18 protein-coding genes are annotated in these 23,051 nt (G+C 69.6%); 5 read left to right on the top strand and 13 right to left on the bottom strand.

Annotation, left to right across the window (positions count from 1 at the left end):
- Window position 1 precedes the first annotated feature (1 nt).
- Window positions 2–1,198, top strand: coding sequence for an amidohydrolase family protein (locus EGT29_RS06335; RefSeq protein ID WP_124688219.1), 1,197 nt, complete (start codon window positions 2–4; stop codon window positions 1,196–1,198).
- Window positions 1,199–2,407 (top strand): NAD(P)/FAD-dependent oxidoreductase, encoded by a 1,209-nt coding sequence (locus EGT29_RS06330; RefSeq protein WP_124688218.1) that lies wholly within the window; start codon window positions 1,199–1,201, stop codon window positions 2,405–2,407. It begins immediately after the preceding gene.
- Between the two features lie 24 nt (window positions 2,408–2,431).
- Here the strand turns inward: EGT29_RS06330 and EGT29_RS06325 are convergent, their stop codons facing one another.
- From EGT29_RS06325 to EGT29_RS06305, 5 genes are all read right to left on the bottom strand, one after another.
- Window positions 2,432–3,043: a membrane integrity-associated transporter subunit PqiC gene (locus EGT29_RS06325; protein WP_124688217.1), complete on the bottom strand. Its 612-nt coding sequence runs from the start codon at window positions 3,041–3,043 to the stop codon at window positions 2,432–2,434.
- Window positions 3,040–4,680, bottom strand: coding sequence for an intermembrane transport protein PqiB (locus tag EGT29_RS06320; protein ID WP_124688216.1), 1,641 nt, complete (start codon window positions 4,678–4,680; stop codon window positions 3,040–3,042). The genes EGT29_RS06325 and EGT29_RS06320 overlap by 4 nt, the downstream gene beginning before the upstream one ends.
- A complete protein-coding gene (locus EGT29_RS06315) occupies window positions 4,664–5,293 on the bottom strand; it encodes a paraquat-inducible protein A (protein ID WP_124688215.1) in 630 nt (209 codons plus the stop codon). The genes EGT29_RS06320 and EGT29_RS06315 overlap by 17 nt, the downstream gene beginning before the upstream one ends.
- The gene (locus EGT29_RS06310; RefSeq protein WP_124688214.1) at window positions 5,290–5,949 is read right to left on the bottom strand and encodes a paraquat-inducible protein A; all 660 of its coding nucleotides are present in this window, start codon (window positions 5,947–5,949) and stop codon (window positions 5,290–5,292) included. The genes EGT29_RS06315 and EGT29_RS06310 overlap by 4 nt, the downstream gene beginning before the upstream one ends.
- 115 nt (window positions 5,950–6,064) lie before the next feature.
- Window positions 6,065–7,027, bottom strand: a complete 963-nt coding sequence (locus EGT29_RS06305) for a LysR family transcriptional regulator (protein WP_124688213.1) — start codon at window positions 7,025–7,027, stop codon at window positions 6,065–6,067.
- A gap of 123 nt (window positions 7,028–7,150) precedes the next feature.
- On the opposite strand from EGT29_RS06305, the gene EGT29_RS06300 reads away from it, so the two are divergent.
- Both EGT29_RS06300 and EGT29_RS06295 read left to right on the top strand, forming a co-directional pair.
- Window positions 7,151–8,113 (top strand): tripartite tricarboxylate transporter substrate binding protein, encoded by a 963-nt coding sequence (locus EGT29_RS06300; RefSeq protein WP_124688212.1) that lies wholly within the window; start codon window positions 7,151–7,153, stop codon window positions 8,111–8,113.
- Window positions 8,110–9,636, top strand: coding sequence for a sulfatase-like hydrolase/transferase (locus EGT29_RS06295; RefSeq protein WP_124688211.1), 1,527 nt, complete (start codon window positions 8,110–8,112; stop codon window positions 9,634–9,636). Before EGT29_RS06300 ends, EGT29_RS06295 begins: the two co-directional genes overlap by 4 nt.
- A 19-nt stretch (window positions 9,637–9,655) precedes the next feature.
- Here the strand turns inward: EGT29_RS06295 and EGT29_RS06290 are convergent, their stop codons facing one another.
- From EGT29_RS06290 to EGT29_RS06255, 8 genes are all read right to left on the bottom strand, one after another.
- Window positions 9,656–10,477 carry a DNA-binding transcriptional regulator gene (locus EGT29_RS06290; RefSeq protein WP_124688210.1) on the bottom strand — a complete coding sequence of 274 codons (822 nt, stop codon included), beginning with the start codon at window positions 10,475–10,477 and terminating at the stop codon, window positions 9,656–9,658.
- Entirely contained in the window at window positions 10,474–10,881 is a 408-nt protein-coding gene (locus EGT29_RS06285) for a 5-carboxymethyl-2-hydroxymuconate Delta-isomerase (RefSeq protein ID WP_124688209.1), read from the bottom strand. The genes EGT29_RS06290 and EGT29_RS06285 overlap by 4 nt, the downstream gene beginning before the upstream one ends.
- 15 nt (window positions 10,882–10,896) lie before the next feature.
- Window positions 10,897–11,913 carry a tripartite tricarboxylate transporter substrate binding protein gene (locus EGT29_RS06280; protein WP_124688208.1) on the bottom strand — a complete coding sequence of 339 codons (1,017 nt, stop codon included), beginning with the start codon at window positions 11,911–11,913 and terminating at the stop codon, window positions 10,897–10,899.
- A 40-nt stretch (window positions 11,914–11,953) separates the two neighbouring features.
- Window positions 11,954–12,787: a hypothetical protein gene (locus tag EGT29_RS06275; protein WP_124688207.1), complete on the bottom strand. Its 834-nt coding sequence runs from the start codon at window positions 12,785–12,787 to the stop codon at window positions 11,954–11,956.
- 22 nt (window positions 12,788–12,809) lie between these two features.
- Window positions 12,810–13,436, bottom strand: coding sequence for a flavin reductase family protein (locus tag EGT29_RS06270; RefSeq protein WP_124688206.1), 627 nt, complete (start codon window positions 13,434–13,436; stop codon window positions 12,810–12,812).
- Between the two features lie 166 nt (window positions 13,437–13,602).
- Window positions 13,603–15,063 carry a metalloprotease TldD gene (tldD, locus tag EGT29_RS06265; protein ID WP_124688205.1) on the bottom strand — a complete coding sequence of 487 codons (1,461 nt, stop codon included), beginning with the start codon at window positions 15,061–15,063 and terminating at the stop codon, window positions 13,603–13,605.
- Window positions 15,064–15,112: 49 nt separating this feature from the next.
- On the bottom strand, window positions 15,113–15,931 hold the full coding sequence (locus EGT29_RS06260; protein ID WP_124688204.1) for a carbon-nitrogen hydrolase family protein: 819 nt from the start codon (window positions 15,929–15,931) through the stop codon (window positions 15,113–15,115).
- Window positions 15,932–15,986: 55 nt separating this feature from the next.
- Complete coding sequence (locus tag EGT29_RS06255) at window positions 15,987–20,048, bottom strand: YhdP family protein (RefSeq protein ID WP_161567715.1); 4,062 nt, start codon at window positions 20,046–20,048, stop codon at window positions 15,987–15,989.
- Window positions 20,049–20,211: 163 nt separating this feature from the next.
- Here EGT29_RS06255 and glnE point away from each other — a divergent pair, with 163 nt between their 5' ends.
- A complete protein-coding gene (gene glnE, locus EGT29_RS06250; protein ID WP_124688202.1) occupies window positions 20,212–22,989 on the top strand; it encodes a bifunctional [glutamate--ammonia ligase]-adenylyl-L-tyrosine phosphorylase/[glutamate--ammonia-ligase] adenylyltransferase in 2,778 nt (925 codons plus the stop codon).
- Window positions 22,990–23,051 lie beyond the last annotated feature (62 nt).

Here is a 23,051-nt window from a genome sequence, read left to right as displayed (position 1 = left end):
GATGAAACTCGCCATCGTCAACCTGGGCCGGATACTGACCGGCGAATGGCGCGAGCCCTACGCCTCGGGCGACGCCATCCTGATGCAGGACGGACTGATCGCCAAGGTCGGCACGCTGAGTCCGGCGGAAGTCGAGAGCGCCGACGTGGTCATCGACGCCGCCGGCACCACCGCCATCCCCGGCCTGATCGACTCGCAGGTGCACAACACCTTCGGCGACTACACGCCGCGGCAGAAGACCGTGGGCTTCCTGGAAAGCTACGTGCACGGCGGGGTCACCACCGGCATCACCGCCTCGGAAGTGCACACGCCCGGCCGCCCCAAGGACCCGGCCGGCGTCAAGGCGCTGGCGGTGGCCGCCCAGCGCTGCTTCCAGGACTACCGTCCCGGCGGCATGCGCGTGTACGCCGGCTCCATCATCATCGAACCCGGCCTGGTGGAACAGGACTTCGCCGACATCGCCGCGCAGGGCGTGTGGCTGGCCAAGGCCGGCTTCGGCGCGGTCAAGACCCCGTATGACTACGTGCAGGCCATAGGCTGGGCCCGCAAGCACGGCATGATCACCACCGTGCATACCGGCGGCTCGTCCATACCCGGATCGTCGGGCATCTGGGCCGAGCACCTGATCGCCATGAACCCGCATGTCTCGTTCCACGTCAACGGCGGCCCCGTGGCCATGCCCGACGAAGGCTTTCCCAAAATGGTGTATGAATCGGAAATCGCGCTGCAGGTCTGCACCGCGGGCAACCTGCGCACCACGCTCATGCTGGGCGACATGGTGCGCAAGGCCGATCAGTTCGACCGTTTCCTGATCGCCACCGACACGCCCACCGGCAGCGGCATCATGCCGCTCGGCATGATGTACACGATCACCCACCTGGCCAGCCTGACCGACATGCCGGTGGAATGGGCCATCGCGGCGGCTACCGGCAACAACGCCCGGGTCTATGGCATCAACAGCGGCTTCCTGAAGCCGGGCAAGGATGCCGACGTGGTCCTGCTGGACGCCTGCGTGGGCGGGTCCAAGGACGATCCGCTGGATGCCCTGCGCAACGGCGACATCGCTGCCGTGGCGGCCGTGGTGACCGACGGCGTCCCGCGCTTCGTCGGCAAGAGCCGCAACACCCCGGCCGGCAATCGCCCGGTCCGCGTCGCCCGCTGCGATATTCCCCAGGACTACTCCACCGGAGGCCATTGAATGAGCAAGCACATCGCCATCGTCGGTGCCGGTCCGGTCGGCGTCGTCGCGGCGCTGGCCGCCGTGCAGCAGGGCTTCCGGGTCTCGCTGTACGAAGCCGAGTCGCGCGTGGACGACAGCCCCCGCGCCGCCACCACTCATAGCTCGACCCTGGAGATGATCGCCCGCGTGGGGCTGATCGACCGCTTCGTCAAGGAAGGCCTGACGGCGCGCTACTTCCAGTTCTGGGACCAGGCCGCACAGACCATGGTGGCCCAGTTCGACCACGAGGTCCTGAAGGACGAGACGCCCTACCCCTTCGTCGTGCAGACCGAGCAGCACAAGCTCGGCAACATGGGCATCGAGAAGCTGCGCACCTATGCGGACGCGGCGGTCCACTTCGAGCACCGCATCACGGCGGTCTCGCAGACCGACGACGGCGTGACCCTGACCGCCCAGGCGCCCGACGGACAGGTGCGCATCGAGGCCGACTACGTGATCGCGGCGGACGGCGGCCGCAGCGCGCTGCGCAAGGCCCTGGACATCCCGTTCGAAGGCATGACCTGGCCCGAGCGCTTCATCGTCATCACGGTCAAGGACGACTTCGAGCGCCTGATGGGCTGCTGCTATCGCAACTACCTTGCCCACCCGGACGCCTGGACCAATCTGTTCAAGATCTCGGGAGACGACATGCAGGGCCGCTGGCGCGCGGTGTTTCCGTCAGGCGTGGACGAGACCGACGAAGAGGCCCTGAGCGACGTAGCGGTGGCCCGCCGCCTTGCCCACGTGTTCCCCAGGGCCGAGCCCTACGAGGTGCTGCACCGTAGCATCTACCGGGTCCACCAGCGGGTGGCGGCAAGCTTTCGGCAGGGCCGGGTGTTCCTGGCGGGCGACGCCGCGCACGTCAACAACCCCATCGGCGGCCTGGGGCTGAACTGCGGCATCCACGATGCCATGGAGCTGGTGGACATGCTGTCCGCCGTCGAGCGGGGCGAGGAAGACGCGTCGGTCTTCGATCGCTACGAACGCCGGCGCCGGCAGATGAACATCGAGTTCGTGCAGCAGCAGACGGTCAACAACAAGAAGCGCCTGGAGGAGAAGGATCCCGCCGTGCGCGCGCAGGCGCTGGACGACATCCGCAGGATCGCCGACGACCCGCAGCGGCACCGCCAGTTCCTGCTGCGCAGCTCGCTGATCGACAGCGTGCGCAAGGCCAGGACGATCGCCTGAGGCCCCCGGGCCGGTTCGCCGGCCCTATCCCGCCGCGCAGTACGGCGCCTGGCCGCCGTTCGGCACCGCGCGCACGCTGGCGGCGATGGCATCGGCCACCAGGGCGACCAGGCCCTGGTGGGCCGCCACCACGTCGGCGACCGACCCGCCGGCCGCGGCCTGCTCGAAGCGGCCCAGGCAGACCTGCCCCGCGCCACCCGCCGAGGGCTTGACCGACCACGCCACCGTGGCTTCCACCGGTCCGCCCAGGCGCGCATCCAGGCGAGAGAACTCGACGTTGATGCGGTAGGCGGGCTTGCCCGCCACGCCGCCCTTGGCCACGTCCACCGCGTGCAGCCGGCCCTGGAGCGCCGAAGACAGGGCATCCTGCAGCTCGTCCCCCAGCGTGGCGGACCATCGCTGCCCCTCCAGCATCTGCACCTTCGCGCCATTCTCGCGCAGCACGATCTGGCGGCGGCGCAGGCGTTCGGGCAGCGCCACGGGGGCGAGGTCGATCACCATGGCCGGTCCGGCCGAGGGCACGGCGACCGCTTCCCGGGACGGGGCCTGTAGCGTATAGATGTCGGGAGCGACCGGCGCGGCGCATCCCGACAGTCCCGCGGCCAGCGCCGCCATGGCCAGCACGAATGTCTTCATCGTTCTTCCTTGGGCTTTCCGCGCAGCAGCGACTGCGGGTTCTCTTCCAGATAGTCGGTCAACTGGCGCAGCGAATTGGCCGTGCGCATCAATTCCCGCAATGCGCGCCGCAGGTCCTGCTGCATGGGGGCATCGGCCGAGAACGTGCCTTCGGCGGCCTTGAGCGTCTTGCGCGCATCCTCCATCGTCGCCACGATCTCCGGGGCGACCTGGCCGTCCAGCCGTTTCACGAGCTTGTCGGCCGACGCCATGGTCTCGCGCATGCCGGCCAGCGCCGCCGTCAGGTCGCGGCCGATGGTGTCGAACGGCACCTTGCCGATCTTGTCCACGATGTCCGCCAGCTTGCCCTGCAATTCGTCGAAGGCGCCCGGTATCGTCGGGAACTCGTCCAGGCCCTGGCTGCGGCCCATGTTGGCCGGCAGCGGCGCGCCCTTGAAGAAGTCGATGGCGATGTACATCTGCCCGGTCAGCAGGTTGCCGTTGCGCAGCTGGGCGCGCATGCCGCGGCGAACCAGCACGTCCATCAGGCGGCGTTCCGCATCCTCATCCAGCGCGCCCGGCTCGCCAGTCCGGCGCAGGCCCAGGCGCGAGGGGTAGAAGTCCACCACCACCGGCAGCCGGAAGGAATTGGTGTCGCGGCGGAATTCTATGCCTATCGAGCGGACGGCGCCGATGACCACGCCGCGGAAATCGACCGGCGCGCCGGGCGACAGGCCCCGGACCGACTGTTCGAAGTACATCACCGCGCTGGTCGGCGGACCGTCTTCCACCTTGAGCGCGTCATCCTGGTTGCCGGCAAGCTGGAACACGGCGTCGTCCTGCGCCGGCTGCCCCGGCGGCAAATGGGGCGAATCGATGAACGAGACGCCGCCCAGCAGCACGGTAGAGATCGATTCGGTTTGAAGCTTCAGGCCGTCGGCATCGAGCTTGAGGTTGACGCCGCTGGAATGCCAGAACCGGGTGCTGGTCGTGACGAAGCTGTCGTAGGGCGACCGGACGAACACGCGCACGGTCACGCCCTTGCCGTTCTGGTCCAGGTCATAGGCCACGACCTGGCCCACGTTGACGCGGCGGAAATACACCGGCGAACCGATGTCGAGCGAACCGAGGTCGCCGGCATGCAGCACGAACTGCTTGCCCGGCGTGTCGGCCGTCACGATGGGCGGCACCTCCAGGCCCGTGAACGAGTCCTCGCGTTCCTGGGAACGTCCCGCATCCACGCCGATATAGGCGCCCGACAGCAGCGTGCCCAGGCCGCTCACGCCGCTGGCGGCGATGCGCGGCTTGACCACCCAGAAGCGGCTGTCCTCGACGGCGAAGCCGGAGGCGTTGGCGGTCAGCTCGACCTCGACGATGACATGCGACCGGTCTTTCGCGAGTTCGATGGACTTCACCTGGCCGATGTCGACGTCCTTGTAGCGGACCTTGGTCTTGCCCGCCTCGATGCCTTCGGCCGAGCGGAAGGTGATGTCGATGGTCGGCCCGCGGGCATACCAGCTGTTGAGGGCGAACGAGAGGCCGGCGATGGCCGCGACGATGGGAATCAGCCAGACCAGCGACGGCAGCCACCGGCTGGGACGGCGGCGCGCCGGTTCGCCCGGCGTCGCGCCGGGAGGGATATCAGGCTTGTTTGTCATGGGCGTCTAGGGGGTCCCAGATAAGGCGAGGATCGAAGCTCATCGAGGCAAGCATGGTCAGCACCACCACCGCGCCGAACGCGATCGCGCCCGGCTCGGGCCGGACGGTGGCCAGCGCGTCCAGGCGCACCAGCGAGGCCAGCAGCGCGACCACGAACACGTCCACCATGGACCAGCGCCCCACGGCTTCGACCATGCCGTACAGGCGGGTGCGCTCGACCGGCCGCCAGATCGAGCGCACCTGGACCGTGATGACGAGCATCAGCAACACGGCGAGCTTGAAGATGGGAATGACGATGCTGGCGCAGAAGACCACGGCGGCGACGAAATAGGAGCCGTCCTGCCACAGATAGACGACGCCGCTCAGGATGGTGTTGGTCTGCGAGCCCAGCAGCGTGCCGGTGGTCATGATGGGCAGGATGTTGGCCGGCAGGTACAGGGCCATGGCGGCCAGCAGGAAGGCCCAGGTGCGGCGCAGGCTGTCGGGCTTGCGCAGGTGCAGCGCCGCGCCGCAGCGGTCGCACGCGCTGCCGCCGCGCCGGCGCGGATGGATGGCCGAACACTGCGGGCACTCCATCACGCCCGCCTGCTCCGCCGTGCGCACCGGGTTCATGGCCGCTCCTGCGCGGCAGGCGGGTAGCCGGCCTCGATGGCCTCGGCGTGTTCCCACAGGTCGGCGGGATCGAAGCTGACCACGACCGCCAGCAGCACGGTCAGCGCCCCGAATGCCCACAGCGCCACGCCGGGGATCACGGTCGCCATGGCGGACAGCTTCACCAGCGAGGCCACGATGCCCAGCATGAAGACCTCGATCATGCCCCAGGGCCGGCCCAGCCGGATAAGGCGCACCACCGGGCCGAAGCCGGCCGGGATCCGGCCCAGCCACAGCGGCACCAGCAGGTAGGCCAGAAGCCCCAGTTCGACCAGCGGCATCAGCATGGTCGTCACGAAGACCAGGGTCGAGACCGACAGCATGTCCTCCAGCGCCAGCACCCGGACCGCGCCCCAGACGGTGGTGCGCGTGCTCACGCCCTGGATCTCCATCGTGACGATGGGAAAGGCGTTGCAGCAGATGAAGACGATCAGGCTGGCCAGCACCACCGGCAGCAGGGCCCCGTAGCGCCGGTCGTTGTTCCGGTAGAGCTCGGTCCCGCAGCGCGGGCAATAGGCCCGTTCGCCCGGGTCGAGCCGGATCCGGCGAAACACGGCATCGCAGTGTTCGCACAGCTTCAGCGACGTGTCGGCGCGAGGATCGGAATAGTTGGACATGAAGGAGGCTGTCCGCTTCCGCCGCGGGCGGATTGGGCAAGAAGGCATTTACAGACAACACTGTATGTATATGCCAGAGCCATGATATCGCAGATTGACGCGGGCGCGCATCGCCTCACGGCGCCTGGGACAGGGCCTGCGCCTCTTCCTCCAGGCATTCGACCAGCGCCCGCATGGCGGGCGAGGGTTCCAGGCTGTCGTGCCGTATCACGCCGATGGGGCCGAACACCGGCGGCAGCTCCACCCCCAGGATCGCCAGCGCATGACGGCGCGCATGATAGGCGGCCACCGCGCGCGGCATCACCGACAAGGCCTGGCTGTTGTCCATCAGGACCATGTTGTTCAGCACCGAGGCCGACTCCACCCGCGAAGCCGGGCGGACGTCCTCGCGCTGGAACAGCATGTCCAGCCCGGCCCGCACCGGGCTGCCGCGCGGCGGCAGGATCCACGGGTAGGCCGCCAGGTCCCGCCAGGACGGCCGCTTTCTGGCCGCCAGCGGATGGCTGGCCGACCCGCACACGCACATCGGTTCTTCGCACAGGATGCGCGTGGCGAGTCCGGCGCCAGCCGTCCCGGCCCCCAGCCGCGCCACCACCAGGTCCAGCTTGCGGGTCTGGAGATCGGGCAGCAGCGCCTCGATCGAGCCTTCGCGCACCAGCACGTTGACCCCCGCCGCCAGGCGTTCCAGCCGCAGCAGCGTGCGCGGAACCAGGAAGGCCGCGGACGACGAGTTGATGCCCACGCTCAGGGTCTCGACGCCCAGGCCGCCGGGCTCGGACCATTCCCGTCCCATGCGTTCGAGGTCGCCCAGCACCCAGCGCGCGTGCCGGATCATCGAGGCGCCGTGCACCGTCGGAAAGGTCCCCTTCGAAGTGCGCTCGAACAGCCTGGCCCCGACCATGTCCTCGAGTTCGGCCAGCATCCGGGAGACCGCGGGCTGGGTCGTGGCCATGCGGCGGGCGGCCTCGCCCACGTTGCGCACGTCGTCCATCACCACCAGCAGGCGCAGGTGGCGCAGCCGCAGCCGGCCGCGCAGGTACCAGTCCGCGCGCAGCGCGGCCTCGGGAGCGTCGGACATCACATACCAACTCTGATATGACAATGGCCAAATATATCATTGGACCGCAATGATCGAGATCGGCCATGATCTGCCGCAGATGAAGCGTCCGCCGCCAGAACGGGCGTATCGAAGGAGACAACCATGCTGAAATCCGCGACCGGCCTCGTGGCCGCCCTCGCCTTCGCGGCCGGTGCCCAGGCCGCCTATCCCGACCGCCCCGTCACGCTGGTCGTACCCTCGGTGCCCGGCGGCGCCGCCGACATGGTGGGCCGGCTGGTGGCCGAGCAGCTCGGCAAGCAGTGGAACGTGCCGATCATCGTCGAGAACAAGCCTGGCGGCGCCACCATCATCGGCACCCAAGCGGTGATCAAGGCCGCGCCCGACGGCTATACCCTGCTGCTGGGCATCGATGCCTCGTTCGCCGCGGTGCCCTTCCTGATGGAGAAGATGCCGTACCAGCCGCAGAAAGACCTGGAACCGGTCGCCACGCTGTCCACCCTGCGCTACGTGCTGGTCGCCTCGCCCACCGCCCCGTTCAAGTCGGTCGAACAATTGCTGGAACAGGCGCGCGCCCGTCCCGACACGATCACCTATGCCAGCGGCGGCGAAGGCTCCACCCACCACCTGGGCATGGCGCTGTTCGAACAGGAGGCCGGCGTGTCGTTCAAGCACGTGCCGTACAAGGCGGCGCCGCAGGGCTTCGTGGACGTGATGGGCGGGCACATCGACATGATGTTCCTGGCGGCCAGCACGGCCATCCAGCCGGTCCGGGGCGGCAAGGTCCAGGGGCTGGCCAACACGGCCGCCACGCCCATCCCCGACCTGCCGGAGCTGCCCATGCTCAAGGACAAGGTGAAGGGCTTCACGTTCGACAGCTGGTTCGGCCTGTTCGCGCCCGCCGGCACGCCGCCGGCGGTGATCGACAAGCTGACCGCCTCGGTCCGGTCGGTGCTGCACGACCCGCATGTGCGCGACAAGCTGCAGGCCCAGGGCCTGGCCGCGGGCGAAGGCGGCCCGCGGGAGCTGCGCGAGCGCATCGTCGCGGACACCCGCCGCCTCGCCCCCGTCATAGCCAAGATCAAGAGCCAGCAGAACAAGCCATGAAGCGCCCGAACATCCTGCTCATCACCACCGACCAGCACCGGGGCGACTGCCTGGGCTTTGCCGGACGGCGCGTGAAGACGCCCCACATCGACGAGCTGGCGCGCACCGGTACGCACTTCTCTTCCTGCATCACGCCCAACCTGGTGTGCCAGCCGTCGCGGGCCTCCATCCTGACCGGCCTGCTGCCGCTGACGCACGGCGTCTGCGACAACGGCATCGACCTGGACGAACGGACCGGCAAGGCGGGCTTCGCCGGCAGCCTGTCGGCGGCGGGCTACGCCACGGGCTTCATCGGCAAGGCGCACTTCTCCACGCACCACACCTTCGCCCGCACCGGCCGGCCCGAGTGCCAGCACACCGAGGCCGAACTGGGGCCCGACTGGTCGGGTCCCTACATGGGCTTTGGCCACGTGGAACTCGTCGTCGAAGGCCACAACTACTGGCTGCCCACGCCGCCGCCCGGCGGCCTGCACCACTCGCGCTGGCACTACGGCGACGGCCTGGGGGAAATGCGCAACCGCCTCTACCAGACCGACCTGGGTCCGCCCAGCGGCGCGCCGCAGACCTTCAACTCGGCCCTGCCCGTGGCCTGGCACAACTCGACCTGGATCGGCGACCGCACCATCGACTACCTGCGCGCGCACCGCGACGAGCCCTTCTGCCTGTGGGCCTCGTTCCCCGATCCGCACCACCCGTTCGACTGCCCCGAACCCTGGTCCCGGCTGCACCATCCGGACGACGTGGACCTGCCCCGCCACCGCACCACCGACTACGACCGCCGCCCCTGGTGGCACCGCGCCGCCATGGAAAGCCGGCCGGTGGGCAGCGCCGAGGTCCAGGCGCTGCGGCAGAACTTCTCGCGCATCCCGACCCAGCCCGATGCCCAGCTGCGCAACATCATCGCCAACTACTACGGCATGATCTCGCTGGTGGACCATCAGGTGGGCCGCATCCTGAAGGCCTTGCACGAATACGGGCTGGACGACGACACGCTGGTTGTCTTCACCTCGGACCATGGCGAATGGCTGGGCGACCATGGCCTGATGCTCAAGGGCCCCATGGCCTACGAAGGCCTGCTGCGCGTGGCCATGGTGGCGCGCGGACCGGGCGTGCAAGCCGGCGTGCAGGTACGCGATCCGGTCTCGACCCTGGACCTCGCGGCCACGATGGCCGACTATGCGAACGCCCCCGCGCTGGGAGCGCAGCACGGCCGGAGCCTGCGGCCGCTGCTGGAAGGCGCGGACACCGGCCGGGACTACGCGTTGAGCGAATGGGACGTGGCGGCCTCGCGCTGCGGCGTGGAGCTGAAGCTGCGCACGGTGCGCACCCGCGACTGGAAGCTGACGCATGAACAGGGCAGCGGCGCGGGCGAGATGTACAACCTGGCCGACGATCCGGACGAGATGGACAATCTGTTCGACGATCCGGGCTACGCGGCCCGGCGGCGCGAACTGCTGGACATGCTGAGCGAGCGGCCCGACGACCGGCTGGCCGAGCGGCTGCCGGCTTCGGGCGTGGCCTGACCGCGGCGGGACCGGCTCTTCAGATCCCCTGGGCCGGATCCGGCTTGAGCCGACCCAACCCGTCGGCGACCAGGCTGGCCGACTCGACCAGCCTGGTCAGGTAGCGGTCGACCGCCTCGGCCGACGTCATCACCGACGAGAACCAGGTCAGGCCCAGCGTGGCGACGACGCCGCCGCGGTGAAAGACCGGAATCGCCAGCGTGCAGGACTGCTGGCTGAGTTCGGGAACGCGCAGGGCGTAGCCCTGCCGGCGGGTTTCTTCCAGCAGGCGCTCCAGCCCCTCCGGATCGTGCGCAAGTTCGTCCTCCTCGCGGCCCGTGCGGCGCACCACGTCCAGAATGAACGCGCGCTCCTGCGGATCGCAGAACGCGAGGTAGGCCAGGCCCAGCGCCCGCCCCACCAGGCTGCGCCGCAGGTTGATCGACGAATGCAGCAGCGACAGCGGCGACTGCGGGATGGTGCTGTAGCGCACCACCATCGCGTCGACGTCCAGCAGCGCCAGCGTGACCGGCCACTTGAATTCGCGCGTCAGCGCGTCGCACACGGGCGTGGCCACCTCGATCACCTGCGGCTGGTGGTTGTAGCCGCAGTACAGCGACGTCACGCCCGAAGCCAGGTAGTACGCGCCGAACCGCACCGACTGCGCTACCAGGCCCTTGGCTTCGAACGTGCGCAGCAGCCGCGCGATCGTGGATTTGGGGATGCCGGTGCGCCGGTGCAGGTCGTCGATGCTCGATACCGACTGCCGGTTCAGGGCCTGCAACAGTTCGATCGCGCGCTCCACGCTGCGGATGCCGCCGCGGGCACGCCCGTCCGGCGCGTCCGAAAGCGGCCGGGTCATGCCGGCCGCGCCTCGGCGGCGCGCGCCGCCATATGCTGCCGGTAGGTGCTGACGCGGTAGCCCAGGTCGGGGGAAGCCTCTTCCACATGCATGGAGATCGCGATCGGCAAACGGTCGGACAAGGGCTTGAACCGTGCGAGGATGGACGCGAACAAACGGTCGGTCGACGCCTTCTTGACCTCCGGGTCCCGGCCCGGCAGCGTGCGCAGGACGAAATGCACGAAGACGTTGTCGGGGTGGGCGTCGGCGATGCGGTAGCGCCGGACCGGCACCGCGCGGGTGCGCAGCCCCGCCAGCGGGAAAACGCCATCGGCCGCCACCTCGCGGTGCACGTCGTCGAGCAGCGCATCGACATCGGCGTGCGACTCCAGATTGTCGGAATACTCCATCCATAGATGCGGCATGTCGGTCCCCTGGCTTTACTGGATGCGCAACTGATGGCGCTGGATGAAACCGGCGATGTCCTGCGCCTCGCCACGATACTTCTTGCCGAAGGCCGTGGCGCTCTGCACGTCCAGGATGATCCCCTCGTCTGCCAGCTTGCCCTGGACCGCCGGATCCCTGAGCGCGGCATTGATGGCCGTGTTCAGCCGCTCGACGACCTCGGGCGGCGTCGAGGGCGGGGCGAACACGCCCAGTGCGCCGCTGGCATTGAAGCCCGGCGCGCCGCTGCGGGCGATCACCGGCAGCTTGGGAAAGGCCGGGCTGAGATCGGGCGAACCGATGGCCAGCGCCCGCACGGTGCCGCTCTGCAAATGGCCGGCGGCCAGCGACGACGAACCGAAGATGGCCTGCACCCGGCCGCCCAGCATGTCGGTCAGCATCTGGGCCGCGCCCTTGTACGGCACCGCGGTCATCTTCAATCCGAAGGCCGCATTCAGGTGCTCCAGCGCGAAATGGTTGGGCGAGCCGATGCCGCTGGTGCCGAAGTTGTAGATGCCCGGCCGGCTCTTGACGAGCGCCACGAACTCCTCGAAGGTCCTGGCCGGAAAATCGGCGCCGACCAGCAGCAGCGTGGTCGGCCGCCCCACCGAGGCCACCGGCAGCAGGCCATTGACCGGATCGAAGCTGAGCCCCTGGTTGGTGGCCGCGGCGATCTGCAGCGAGGTATAGGCGGTGAACAGGATGGTGTGGCCGTCGGGCCTGGCCTTGGAGGCCAGATTGGCGCCGACCAGGCCCGCCGCGCCGCCCTTGTTCTCGGGCACGATGGTCTGGCCCAGCATGGGGCCCAACACGCTCGACAACTGGCGCGCGACGGTATCGACGATGGCGCCGGGCGGATAGCCGATCAGCATGGTCACGGGCTGGCTGGGATACGTACCCTGGGCCTGCGACGGCGCGGCGGCCAGCAACGCGAAAACGACGCCCAGCAGGCGCGTGGCGGTACGGACGGCGCGCGGGCAGACGCGCGCCGCCGAAAGCTCGGAACGGTACATGGATGTCTCCAGGAATGAATCGTTATGGGGGCGGCGCGCCTCAGGCGCCGGGAGCCGGATCTTCGTAGTCGGCGGAATTGCAGATCCAGTTGTGCGCGATGAAATCGCGCCGGGGCGGTGAAAACATGTCGATCAGCAGGTGGTATCCCGGCCCCACGCCTTCCGTGGTGTGGACCAGATTGACCGGGATCACCAGCAGCGTGCGCGGATCGGCCTGCAGGTGCGTATCGTCGCGCCAGCGCGTCGCGTCGTTGCCCCACGGCGTGCGCAGGTGGTGCACGAAATTACCCTCGATGGCCAGCGAACCCTGCTCGAAACGCGAGTGGCTGTGGGGGCTGAGCTGGGTGCGGTCGCGCGGGCCGTCGTACTCGACCCAGTTGATGCTGAGGGTGTCGGTCTGCAGCATCTTCAGGCGCTTCTTGTCGGCCGGCGGAATGATGTCGTCGACGGGAACGACGACCAGCTCGCCCGCCTTGCGCACGCGGCGGAAGACCGGCGTCGAGGCGACGATGCGCGGGTCGTGCTCCACGGCGTTCAGGTAGTCCTGCTCCCCCAGGTCCGGGCGCGAACTGGCGATCAGGATGCCGGGGCCCGGCGCATCCAGCGTGATCGTGCAGTTGCCGGCCGGCACGATGCACAGCGAACGGCCGGGCGCATCGGCCCGTCCCCCTTCGTACTCGATGTGCGCGCCCGCGCCCGGCAGCAACAGCAACAGTTCGTGCTCGCTGCTGGCCGCATGGGGCTGGGTGCTGTCTATCCATTCGACCGAGAAATTCTGGGCGCGGCCGATGCGCCGGCCGGCGGCCGGCGGCGTGGTATCCAGGTCGATCAGGTCTGCGTCGCGCAGCACCGTGAAGTCGTTGTCGCTTGCCATGGCTGGATTCGTAGCGTCTCGTTCAGTTGAGCGGGAGGTTGGGGCGGGACAGTTCGACAAGCTCGCCGACGGAGGAATACTGCGAGCCGCCCAGACGCGTCAGCGGACGCGTGCGGGCCACGTCGAAATGGCCTTGCGGCGTCATGAAGGCTTCGTCCAGATGCACGCCGACGATGCTCCCGAACACCACCGAGCTGCGGGTCTCGCCCGGCCGCTCGGGCTCGATCTCGACGATGCGCAGCAGCGTGCATTCGAGATGGGCGGGCGAGGCGCCCACGCGCGGCGGGCACACCTTGACGCTGGGAAGCTTCTCCAGCCCAGCCAGCGCGAACTCGTCGGTGCCGTGCGGCACGTTCAGCGAAGTCTGGTTCATCGCCTCGCGCAGGTCCCAGGTGACCAGGTTGGCGACGAACTCCCCGGTGGCGCGGACGTTGGCCAGCGTGTCCTTTTCGGGGCGGTCGCCCGCGGCATTGCACGAGAAGATCAGTACCGGCGGCGCGGTGGAGACGAGATTGAAATGCGAGAACGGGGCGAGATTGGCCACGCCCGTGGCGCTGAGGGAGCTGATCCAGCCTATCGGCCGCGGCGCGACGATGGCGTTGAACAGGCTGCGCTTGAAACCGGGTGCGGTCTCGGGATCGAGAAACATGGCGGCGGGACGGGAGTAGCGGGTGATGGGGGCAGCGGCGACATCTCGCCGCGTGCGGTTCGCGAAAAATATACGAACCCGCCCAGGAGACTGTCCATCGACATTTCCCGATTTTTCTCCCAGTGGAAAGCTCGGCCGCCGCCGGCTCTCCACCCGGCCCGGCCGATCAGGCGGTGCCGCCCACCGTCAGCCCTTCCATCCGCAGCGTGGGCTGCCCGACGCCGACCGGCACGCTCTGTCCATCCTTGCCGCAGGTGCCCACGCCGGAATCGAGTTTCATGTCGTTGCCGATCATGCCGACCCGGGTCATGGCATCCGGGCCGTTGCCGATCAGCGTCGCGCCCTTGACCGGATAGGTGATCCGGCCGTCTTCGATCATGTAGGCCTCGGAGGTCGAGAAGACGAACTTGCCGTTGGTGATGTCCACCTGGCCGCCGCCGAAGTTGACGGCATACAGGCCGCGCTTGACCGAGCGCACGATTTCCTCGGGATCCTTGTCGCCAGCCAGCATGTAGGTGTTGGTCATGCGCGGCATGGGCAGGTGGGCGAACGATTCGCGCCGGCCGTTGCCGGTCACCGCCGTCTTCATCAGCCGCGCGTTCAGCGAGTCCTGCATGTAGCCGCGCAGGATGCCGTCCTCGATCAGCACGTTGCGCTGCGAGACATTGCCTTCGTCGTCGATGTTGAGCGAACCCCGGCGGCCGGGGATGGTGCCGTCGTCGACCACGGTCACGCCCTTGGACGCCACGCGTTCGCCGACGCGGCCGGAGAACACGCTCGACCCCTTGCGGTTGAAATCGCCTTCCAGCCCGTGGCCCACGGCCTCGTGCAGCAGGATACCCGGCCAACCCGAGCCCAGCACCACGGTCATCTCGCCCGCCGGCGCCGGACGCGCCTCGAGGTTGACCAGCGCCTCGTGCACGGCATGGTCCACGTACTGCTGCAGCAGCTCGTCGCTGAAATAGTCGAAGCCGGTACGTCCGCCGCCACCGCCGTGACCCACTTCGCGCCGCCCGTCCTGCTCGGCGATCACGGTCAGGGACAGCCGCACCAGCGGCCGCACGTCGGCGGCCATCCGGCCGTCGCTGCCGGCCACCAGGACGACGTCGTATTCGGCGCCCAGGCCGGCCATGACCTGCACCACCCGTCTATCCTTGGCCCGCGCCATCCGTTCCACGCGCTCGAGCAGCGCGACCTTGTCCGGAGCCGGCAGCGAGACCAGCGGGTCCTGCGGCAGGTAGAGCGAACGCCCCTCGGTGGGCCGATAGCCGCTGGCGACCTTGACCCGGCCGGCGCCCTGGCGCGCGATGGTGCGCACCGCGCGGGCCGACGACAGCAGGGCATCCTGGGACAGCGAGTCCGAATAGGCGAAGGCGGTCTTCTCGCCGCTGAGCGCGCGCACGCCCACGCCCTGCTCGATGGAGAAGCTGCCGGTCTTGACGATGCCTTCCTCCAGGCTCCAGCCTTCGCTGCGGGTGTACTGGAAGTACAGGTCGGCATAGTCGACCTTGTGGGCGAAGATCTCGCCCAGCGCGCGGGAGAGATCCGCCTCGTCCAGGCCCCAGGGGTCCAGGAGCAGGGATTTGGCGATGGCCAGGGACTGGATGTTCGGTTCTACGAGTTGCATGGATGGGTAATCAGGAAATCGTTGCGAAACGCGGCGGGCGCCACGGGATCTACAGTACACGATGGCGCAGCGCGGGCAGCGCGGCGCGCACCTCGGCGATGCGGGCGGGGTCCAGCAGGCCGTCGACCACGCCCGGGCCCTCGGGCAGCACGGACTGCACCGCCCCCCAGGGATCGACCAGCATCGCGTGGCCCCAGGTCCGGCGCCCGTTGGGATGCGTGCCGCCCTGCGCCGGCGCCAGCACGTAGCACTGGTTTTCTATCGCGCGGGCGCGCAGCAGGATTTCCCAATGCGCCTGACCTGTGGTGTAGGTGAAGGCGGCCGGCACCAAAATCAAGTCCACCTGCCCCAGCGCCCGGTACAGCTCGGGAAACCGCAGGTCGTAGCAGGTGGACAGGCCGACCCGGCCCCAGGCCGCGTCGAAGCCCACGGGCGCGGCGCCCGGCCGGATGCTCAGCGCCTCGTCGTAGGACTCGGCGCCGCGGCGGAAATTGAACAGGTGGATCTTGTCGTAGCGCGCAAGCGCCGCGCCATCGGGACCGTAGACGAAGGCCGTGTTGTAGACCCGGTCGGGATCCGGACACTCCAGCGGCAGGGTTCCCCCCGCCAGGTAGATGCCGTGCCGGCGCGCCTGGGCGGCCAGGAAGTCCTGGACCGGCCCGTGCCCTTCGCGTTCGCGGATGGCCACTTTCTCGCGGTCGCTGCGCCCCATGAAACAGAAATACTCGGGCAGGGCCACCAGATTGGCGCCCCGGCCGGCGGCTTCGGCGATCAGGGCTTCGGCGTCGGCGAGATTACGCTCCACGTCCGGGGTCGAAACCATCTGGATGGCCGCCACGCGCACGGCGGCGGCGTCGGAAACTGTCATGGGCGGGGATTCCTGGCTGTGTAGGGCACGGGCATCCGGCTATTGTCGCGCAGAATCACGGCGGGGGTGCCGCCGGCTCGGCCACCGGCGGCGCCGTTTCCTTGCCCGCCGCGTCGACCTTGGTGCTGCCGGCCTTGGCCACCTGCGGATCGGCCCAGGTGCCCGTGACCTCGTACTGATAGGCCAGGACCTTGGACAACGGATCCTTCAGCAGCAACTGCGTCAGAAAAACGCCCAGCCCCACGGCGGGGTTCACCGCCAGCCCGTACAGCAGCGAGGCGGCGCCGGCATCGAGCTTGGGCACCACCAGCACCTGCAGGCGCTGGGTCTCGTGCGCCAGGTCGGCATCGCCGGCGATGACCACGGTGGCGTTCACGCCGTTCATCTTGAAATCGTCGGTATGCGCCACGCCATTGGCGATGGCGGCGTGCGCCCGTATCGTGTCGTAGGCGAAGCCTTCGCTGAAGATGTCGCGGAAATCCAGCGTCACCCGGCGCGGCAGCGATTGCAGCGACAGCACGCCCAGCAGCTTGGCGATGCCCGGCTCGGCCTTGAGGAACTGCCCCTTGTCCAGCGCCAGCTCGACCTTGCCGGACAGGCTGGCCAGATCCAGCGTGTAGGGCAGGCCCTGCCACGACACCTGGGCCGACATGCTGCCCGACCCGCGCGCCATGGTGCCGTGCACGCCCATGCGCTCCAGGAACCTGCCGGTGTCGGCCAGCTTGAGCACCACGTCGAGCGACATTGCGCGCCGCCCCCCGGGGCGAGCGCCGGCTTCCAGCTTCCAGACGCCCGAGCCGTCCAGCTCGGCATCCGGATTCTTCACGTTCAAGCGGCGCAGCCGCCACTCGCGGCCCCGGTCCATGCTCTGGGCCAGGACCTCCAGCCGCCCCAGGGCCTTGCCGAACAATTCGAAGTGCTCGGCCACCAGATCGATTTCCGGCACCTCCTGGTCGTCCGCGGCGGACTCGTCCAGCGCGCCGCCACGATCCGCGTCCTCGGTCTCGCTGTCGACCACCAGCCGCGACAACCGCGCGCTCAGGCGGTTGGGCCCGTTCCCGCCGCGGGTCTCGGCCCACGACAGGCGGCCGGCCAGTTGGGCCGATTCGACATCGGCCCGCCAGTTGGCATTGCCGCCGGTCTCCTGCCGCACGGCGAACAGCGTGACCTTGTCGAGCTGGCGGCCGTGCACGCGCAGCACCGGCGTCGACAGGCTGATGCGGTTGAGCGGGACGTCCACGCCGCCTTCCTGGCCGGATCCCGCCGCGGCGTCCCGGGGCGGCTCGAACTCCGCCGCGAGCTTGCGCAGCCCGTCCACGTCCACCTCGGGCAGCGAGGCGCTCACGCTCAGCCCCGGACCGCTGATCGTGGCGGCACGGTTGATGCCGATGGCGCCGCGCATGGCGGCCACGGCGCCGTCGGCGGCGTAGTCGCGCTCGACATGCAGGTTGACCGCCGGCCCCGCGCTGCCGGCGAACCAGTCCATCCTGGGCCGGTCGGCCGTGGCGGCCGTGCCGCTCCATTCCAGCCGTGACGGACGCGCCTCCTGCGCGGTCTTGCCCAGCGGCGCGGGCAGATCGGCCGCCAGCCCCACCAGGTCGGATTCCACCAGCACCGTGGGCATCTTGCCCGGCGGGATCCGGACCGAGGCCTTGTAGGCCGTGCGTCCAGACAGCCGTGCCATGCCCGGGGCCTTCCACCAGAACGCCAGTGCCGCGGCCGAGGCGGTGCCCTCGGCCCGCAGCAGGTCGGTACCATCCGGCTGCGGGCCGCCGGACAGTTGCAACGGACCGTCCAGGGCCGTGCCGGCCACGTCGCGCAAGGCGACGCCGTGCTGGTCGAACGCCACCGTCCCGGTCAGCCGCGAGAAAGGCGGCACGGCGGGCGCCAGCGAGAAATCGTTGCCCGACAACCGGACTTCGCCCTTGACCTGCACCTCGGCGTGGGCGGAGTCGGCGTGGTCGAGCGGAATGCGCAGCGACAAGGGCACCACGAAATTGCCGCTTGCCGAGGCATCGTCCAGCGCGCCGCCTATCATGCGGCCCACGGGCGAGCGCTTGACGAAGGCCAGGAACGCCGGCGCCGCCCCGCGCGTCTCGCCATCGATCTCCAGCAGCGGCCCGTGCTCGAGGTTGGCGATGGCGGCGCGCGTGCGCCCCATGGCCACGGTGGTCGAGCGGTCGACCCGCACGCGGCCGGAACGGACGTCCACCCCCATGGACACCCGATCGAACACGAGATCCCCCACGAGGTCCTCCAGCCGGGGCCAGAAGTCGCCCTCGGCCAGCGGCTCTGGCAGGTAGTCCAGGGTCACGCCCCGGACCTTGCCCGCCACCCGGAACTCGCCGGACTTGTCGGTACCGTAGGGAAAGGTATCGAGGTCGCCGCGCACGCGCACGGCCACGTTCTCGGCCTGGCCCGAGACCAGCGCGTGCTGGAGCCAGGCCCGGACGTCCGTGCCGACCACGATGGGGATGTAGCGGTAGACCTCGCGCACGTCGGCGCGCGCCAGCGTGCCCCTCAGGTCCAGCGTGCCGGCGGGGCTGCGGCCATGGCTGCTCCAGTTGCCGCTGAAACTGCCCTCCACGCCGCGGCGGCTGAAATCCAGGTGCTCGACGTCGACCATCCAGGCGCCGTCGGCCCCCTTGCGCGCCGCCGCCCGGGCGTTGAAGACGTCCATGGGCAGGTCGGGCTCGGCGAACACGCCCGGAAAGCGCAGCACGGCGTCGCGCGCATGGACGTCGATGCGTCCGCCCTGCGCGTCCACCTCGATGCTGCCCTGCAGGTTGGAGAAACCCGGCCGCTGCGGATGGTTGCCGTCGTTCACCGGCGGCTCGGGCGCGGCCGCGATCGACAGACCGGAGAACGCCGCGCGGCCCGATACCGATTCGGGCCGCGTGGGCGCGCCCTGCCAGCCCAGCCGCAACGCATCGATCCGGCCCCGTGGCTGCAGCTCGGCCAGCTTCTCGCGCGCCGTCCCGGGCAGGGGCAGCCGGTCCGCCAGGTGCAGGCCGGTGGCCAGATCGAACCCGTCCACCTCGATCTGCGTGGCCGGCGGCGTGCCTTGGCGCCCCGGGGTCCAGGTGGCGGCCAGCCGCTGGGGATGCAACACCAGGCCGTCGCCGGTCGCCGCATCCAGGCCGGCCAGGTCCAGCCTGTACCCGCCGCCGGCCACCGGCGCCAGTTCCGCCCGGCCGGCCAGGCTGGCGATGTCCAGCGGCGGCAGTTCCGGCCCGAGCCGCACGCTCAGGTCGCGCACGGCCAGTTGCGCGGTGCCGGCGCGCACGCGTCCGCGGTCATAGTCGACCCAGGTCCGGATTGTCCCCGTGCCCTGCGAGGGTTCGCCCGGCAGGTCCAGCCAGGGCCGCCATCCCGCCAGGTCGACGCGATCCAGCGCCGCGTACAGCGATCCCCGCCATTGCTGCGGATCGGCGGCATCCAGCGTGAACCAGCCGTGCGTGAAGTCGGCGCGCACGTCCAGCATGGAGCCCAGCGCGGCGGGCGGTTCGGCCCTGAGCGCGGCGCGATGGTGGTGCCCGGTGTTGTGCATCACGAAGGCCACGTTGCCGATTTCCAGCGGCGGCGCCTCCCGCAGGGCATCGTTCCATCGCAGGCGGGCACCGCGCACGACCACTTCGCGCTGGGCCAGCAGCCAGTCCAGGCCTTCGCGGGACCCGCCTCGGGCCTGGGGGTCGACTTCCCAGCCGGCGATCCAGTAGCGCCCCTGGGCATCCCGGCGCGCGTCGAGTTCGGGAGCATCAAGCTGCAGGCGCAGCAGGCGCGGCTCCAGCACCAGCAGGCTGCGCCAGGACAGGATGGCCGACACGCGGGGGAGGCTGAGCCCCGGCTGGCCGGAGGAATCCGCCACCTGGACGGAGGACAGTTCGAAGCTGGGATGCAGGCCCAGCCATTCGGCGTCGATCCTGCCGATGGTGACCGAGGCCCCGATCGCCCGGCCGACCATGCGTTCGATGCCCGGCCGGTAGTCGTCGATGGCGGGAAGCACGCCGTAGCGCACCACCACCAGGGCAACCGCGAACAGGAAATAGGCGGCCAGGATCACCCAGACCAGGGGCCGCACGACGAGGCGATAGAGATAAGCTAGGTCGATATGCACGAAGAAACGGCGAAACGCAGTCGTTCCGTCGAAGCGGCCGCCAGGGCCTGGGTGGAGGAATGGGAAAATGGAAGCTTATACCGCCCCGCATGTCTTATGCTGGCTTATGCGCAAAACTTCTTCGTGGCGCACAATTCTGTAACGCACTGCCACAATTTTCGCCATGACAGACACCTCGCTGCTCACCCCCGCGCTTTCCTGGTCGGGCCACCTGCGCCGACGCATAGACGCCCAGCCCGACTACGGGCGCTGGCTGGCCGACGCGGCCACCCGGCCGGTCGACGCCCAGGCCCTGGCCGCCTGGTTCGACGAATTGCGCACGGCCCGGGGCGCGGCGTCGGCCGGCCCGCTGCCCGTGGCCGACTGCCGCGCGGTGCTGCGCAGGCTGCGCGAGCGCGTGTTCTGCACCGTCATGGCGCGCGACCTGGCGGGCCTCGCGCCGCTGGAGGAAGTCGTGGGCGCGATGACCCGGCTCGCCGACCTGGCCATCGAACAGGCCTATCGCAGCGTCGCGGCCGAACTGGCCGAGGTGCATGGGATCCCGCGCGAGGCCGCCTCGGGCCTGCCCCAGGAAATGCTGATCGTGGGCATGGGCAAGCTGGGCGGCGAGGAACTGAACGTCTCGTCCGACATCGACCTGGTCATGCTGTATGGCGACGAGGGCGAGACCGACGGGCGCCGGCCCATCTCCCACCATGAGTTCTACGGCAGGCTGACGCGGCGCATGATGCCGGTCATCGCCGAGATCGACGCCGACGGCCACGTATTCCGCACCGACCTGCGGCTGCGGCCCGACGGCGACGCCGGACCGCTGGCCTGGAGCCTGGACGCTTTCGAGAACTACCTGGTGTCGCAGGGGCGGGAATGGGAACGCTATGCCTGGCTGAAGGCGCGCCGCATCGAAGCCCAGGCCTTCCAGGGCAGCGACCCCGCCGCCCAGGCGGCGCAGATGGAGGCGCTGCGGCGGCCCTTCGTCTACCGCAAGTATTTCGATTTCGACGCGCTGGCGGCGCTGCGCGCGCTGCGCGAACGCATACGCGAGGACTGGAACCGCCGCTCGTACAACGGCACGGGCGAACAGGCCACGCAGGCCGATAACGTCAAGCTGGGCGAAGGCGGCATCCGCGAGATCGAGTTCGTGGTCCAGCTCTCGCAGCTGGTACGCGGCGGCCGCACGCCGACGCTGCAGGAACGCGGCCTGCTGGCCGCGCTGCACGCCGAACGCGAGGCAGGCCTGGTCCGGCCCGAGGATGCCGAACGGCTGGAAAGTGCCTACCGCTTCCTGCGGCGGGTCGAACACGCCCTGCAATACCGCGAGGACCAGCAGACCCATCTGCTGCCCCAGGACGACGAGCGGCGTGCCGAACTGGCCCGCGCGCTGGGCTTCGACGACCCGGCCAACTTCGAGCGCACGCTGACCGCGCACCGGGAATTCGTCGAAACCACCTTCCGCGGCGTGTTCGGCCAGAACGACGGCGAACAAGCCCAGGGCCGGCGCGGGACGGGCGACCCCGAGGACCGGTTGGTCGAACGCATACGCACGGCCCTGCCGGCCGAGGCCGACAGCCTGCTGCCGCGCGCCGCCGCGCTGCTCGACAGCCCACGCATACGCAGCCTGCCCGACAACAGCCGGCGGCGCCTGGCGGCCCTGCTGCCGGCGGCGGTGGATGCCTGCGCCGGCACCAAGGCGCCCGCCGCCGCGCTGGTCCGCATGTTCGGCCTGATCGAGCACATCGCGCAGCGCAGCGCCTACATGGCGCTGCTGGCCGAGTACCCCGACACGCTGGCCCGGGTGGCCCGCATCTTCGCGGCCAGCGACTGGGCCGCGGGCTACCTGACCCGGCACCCGCTGCTGCTGGACGAATTGCTGGACTGGCGCACGCTCATGGTCGAGCCCGACCTGCCCGCCATGGCCCGCAAGCTCAGCGACGAACTGGATGCCTGCGTGATCGACGGCACCGGCGCGCCCGACGTCGAGCGGCAGATGAACCTGATGCGCGACACGCAGCGCCAATGGGGCTTCCATCTGCTGGCGCAGGATCTCGAGGGCCAGTTGACGGTGGAGCGGCTGGGCGACTACCTGTCCATGGTCGCCGACATCATGCTCGAGGAAACGCTCAAGCGCGTCTGGTACAGCGTATCCAGGGACGAAGGCCGCACGCCCGCGCATTTCGCGGTCATCGCCTACGGCAAGCACGGCGGCAAGGAGCTGGGCTACGCCTCGGACCTCGACCTGGTGTTCCTGTTCGACGACCCGCGCGAGGACGCCGGCGAGATCTACGCCCGCTTCGGCCAGCGCATCCTGTCGTGGCTCGGTTCCATGACCGCCTCGGGACGCCTGTACGAAGTGGACCTGCGGCTGCGGCCCGACGGCCAGGCCGGGCTGATGGTGATCTCGACCGAAGCCTTCGAGCGCTACCAGAAGGAACACGCCTGGCCCTGGGAACATCAGGCCATCACGCGCGCCCGCTTCGCCGCCGGGGACCCCGAGGTGGGCAGACAGTTCGAACGCATCCGGCGCGAGGTGCTGCTGATGCCGCGCGACGCCCGCCAACTGGCCGACGAGGTCATCGCCATGCGCCGCAAGATCGGCGAAGGCCACCCCAACCGCACGCCGGACTTCGACCTCAAGCACGATCCGGGCGGCATGGTGGACGTCGAATTCGTCACCCAATACCTGGTCCTGCTGCATGCCCGCGAGCACGAGATCCTGGTGCAGAACCTCGGCAACATCGCGCTGCTGCGCCTGGCCGCCGAAGCGGGCCTGATCCCCGCCGACCTGGCGCGGCGCGTGGGCGATGCCTATCGCACGCTGCGGCGGGAACAGCACGCGCTGCGCCTGCAGGACGTGGAAAAAGCCCGCGTACCCCAGGACGCGCTGACGGCCGAACGCGCCGCCGTGATCGAGCTGTGGGAACAGGTCCTGGGCCCCCGTTCCTGAATCCTCCGGGGGCCTTGCCGCCCCCGCCTCCTACCCCCTCCGGTTTGCCGCCGCTTCCCTCG

Origin of the sequence: Pigmentiphaga sp. H8, from assembly GCF_003854895.1 — a bacterium.
GTDB lineage: Bacteria > Pseudomonadota > Gammaproteobacteria > Burkholderiales > Burkholderiaceae_B > Pigmentiphaga.
Note: the sequence above shows the minus strand (reverse complement) of the source record. Positions and strands in the feature narration are given on the sequence as shown.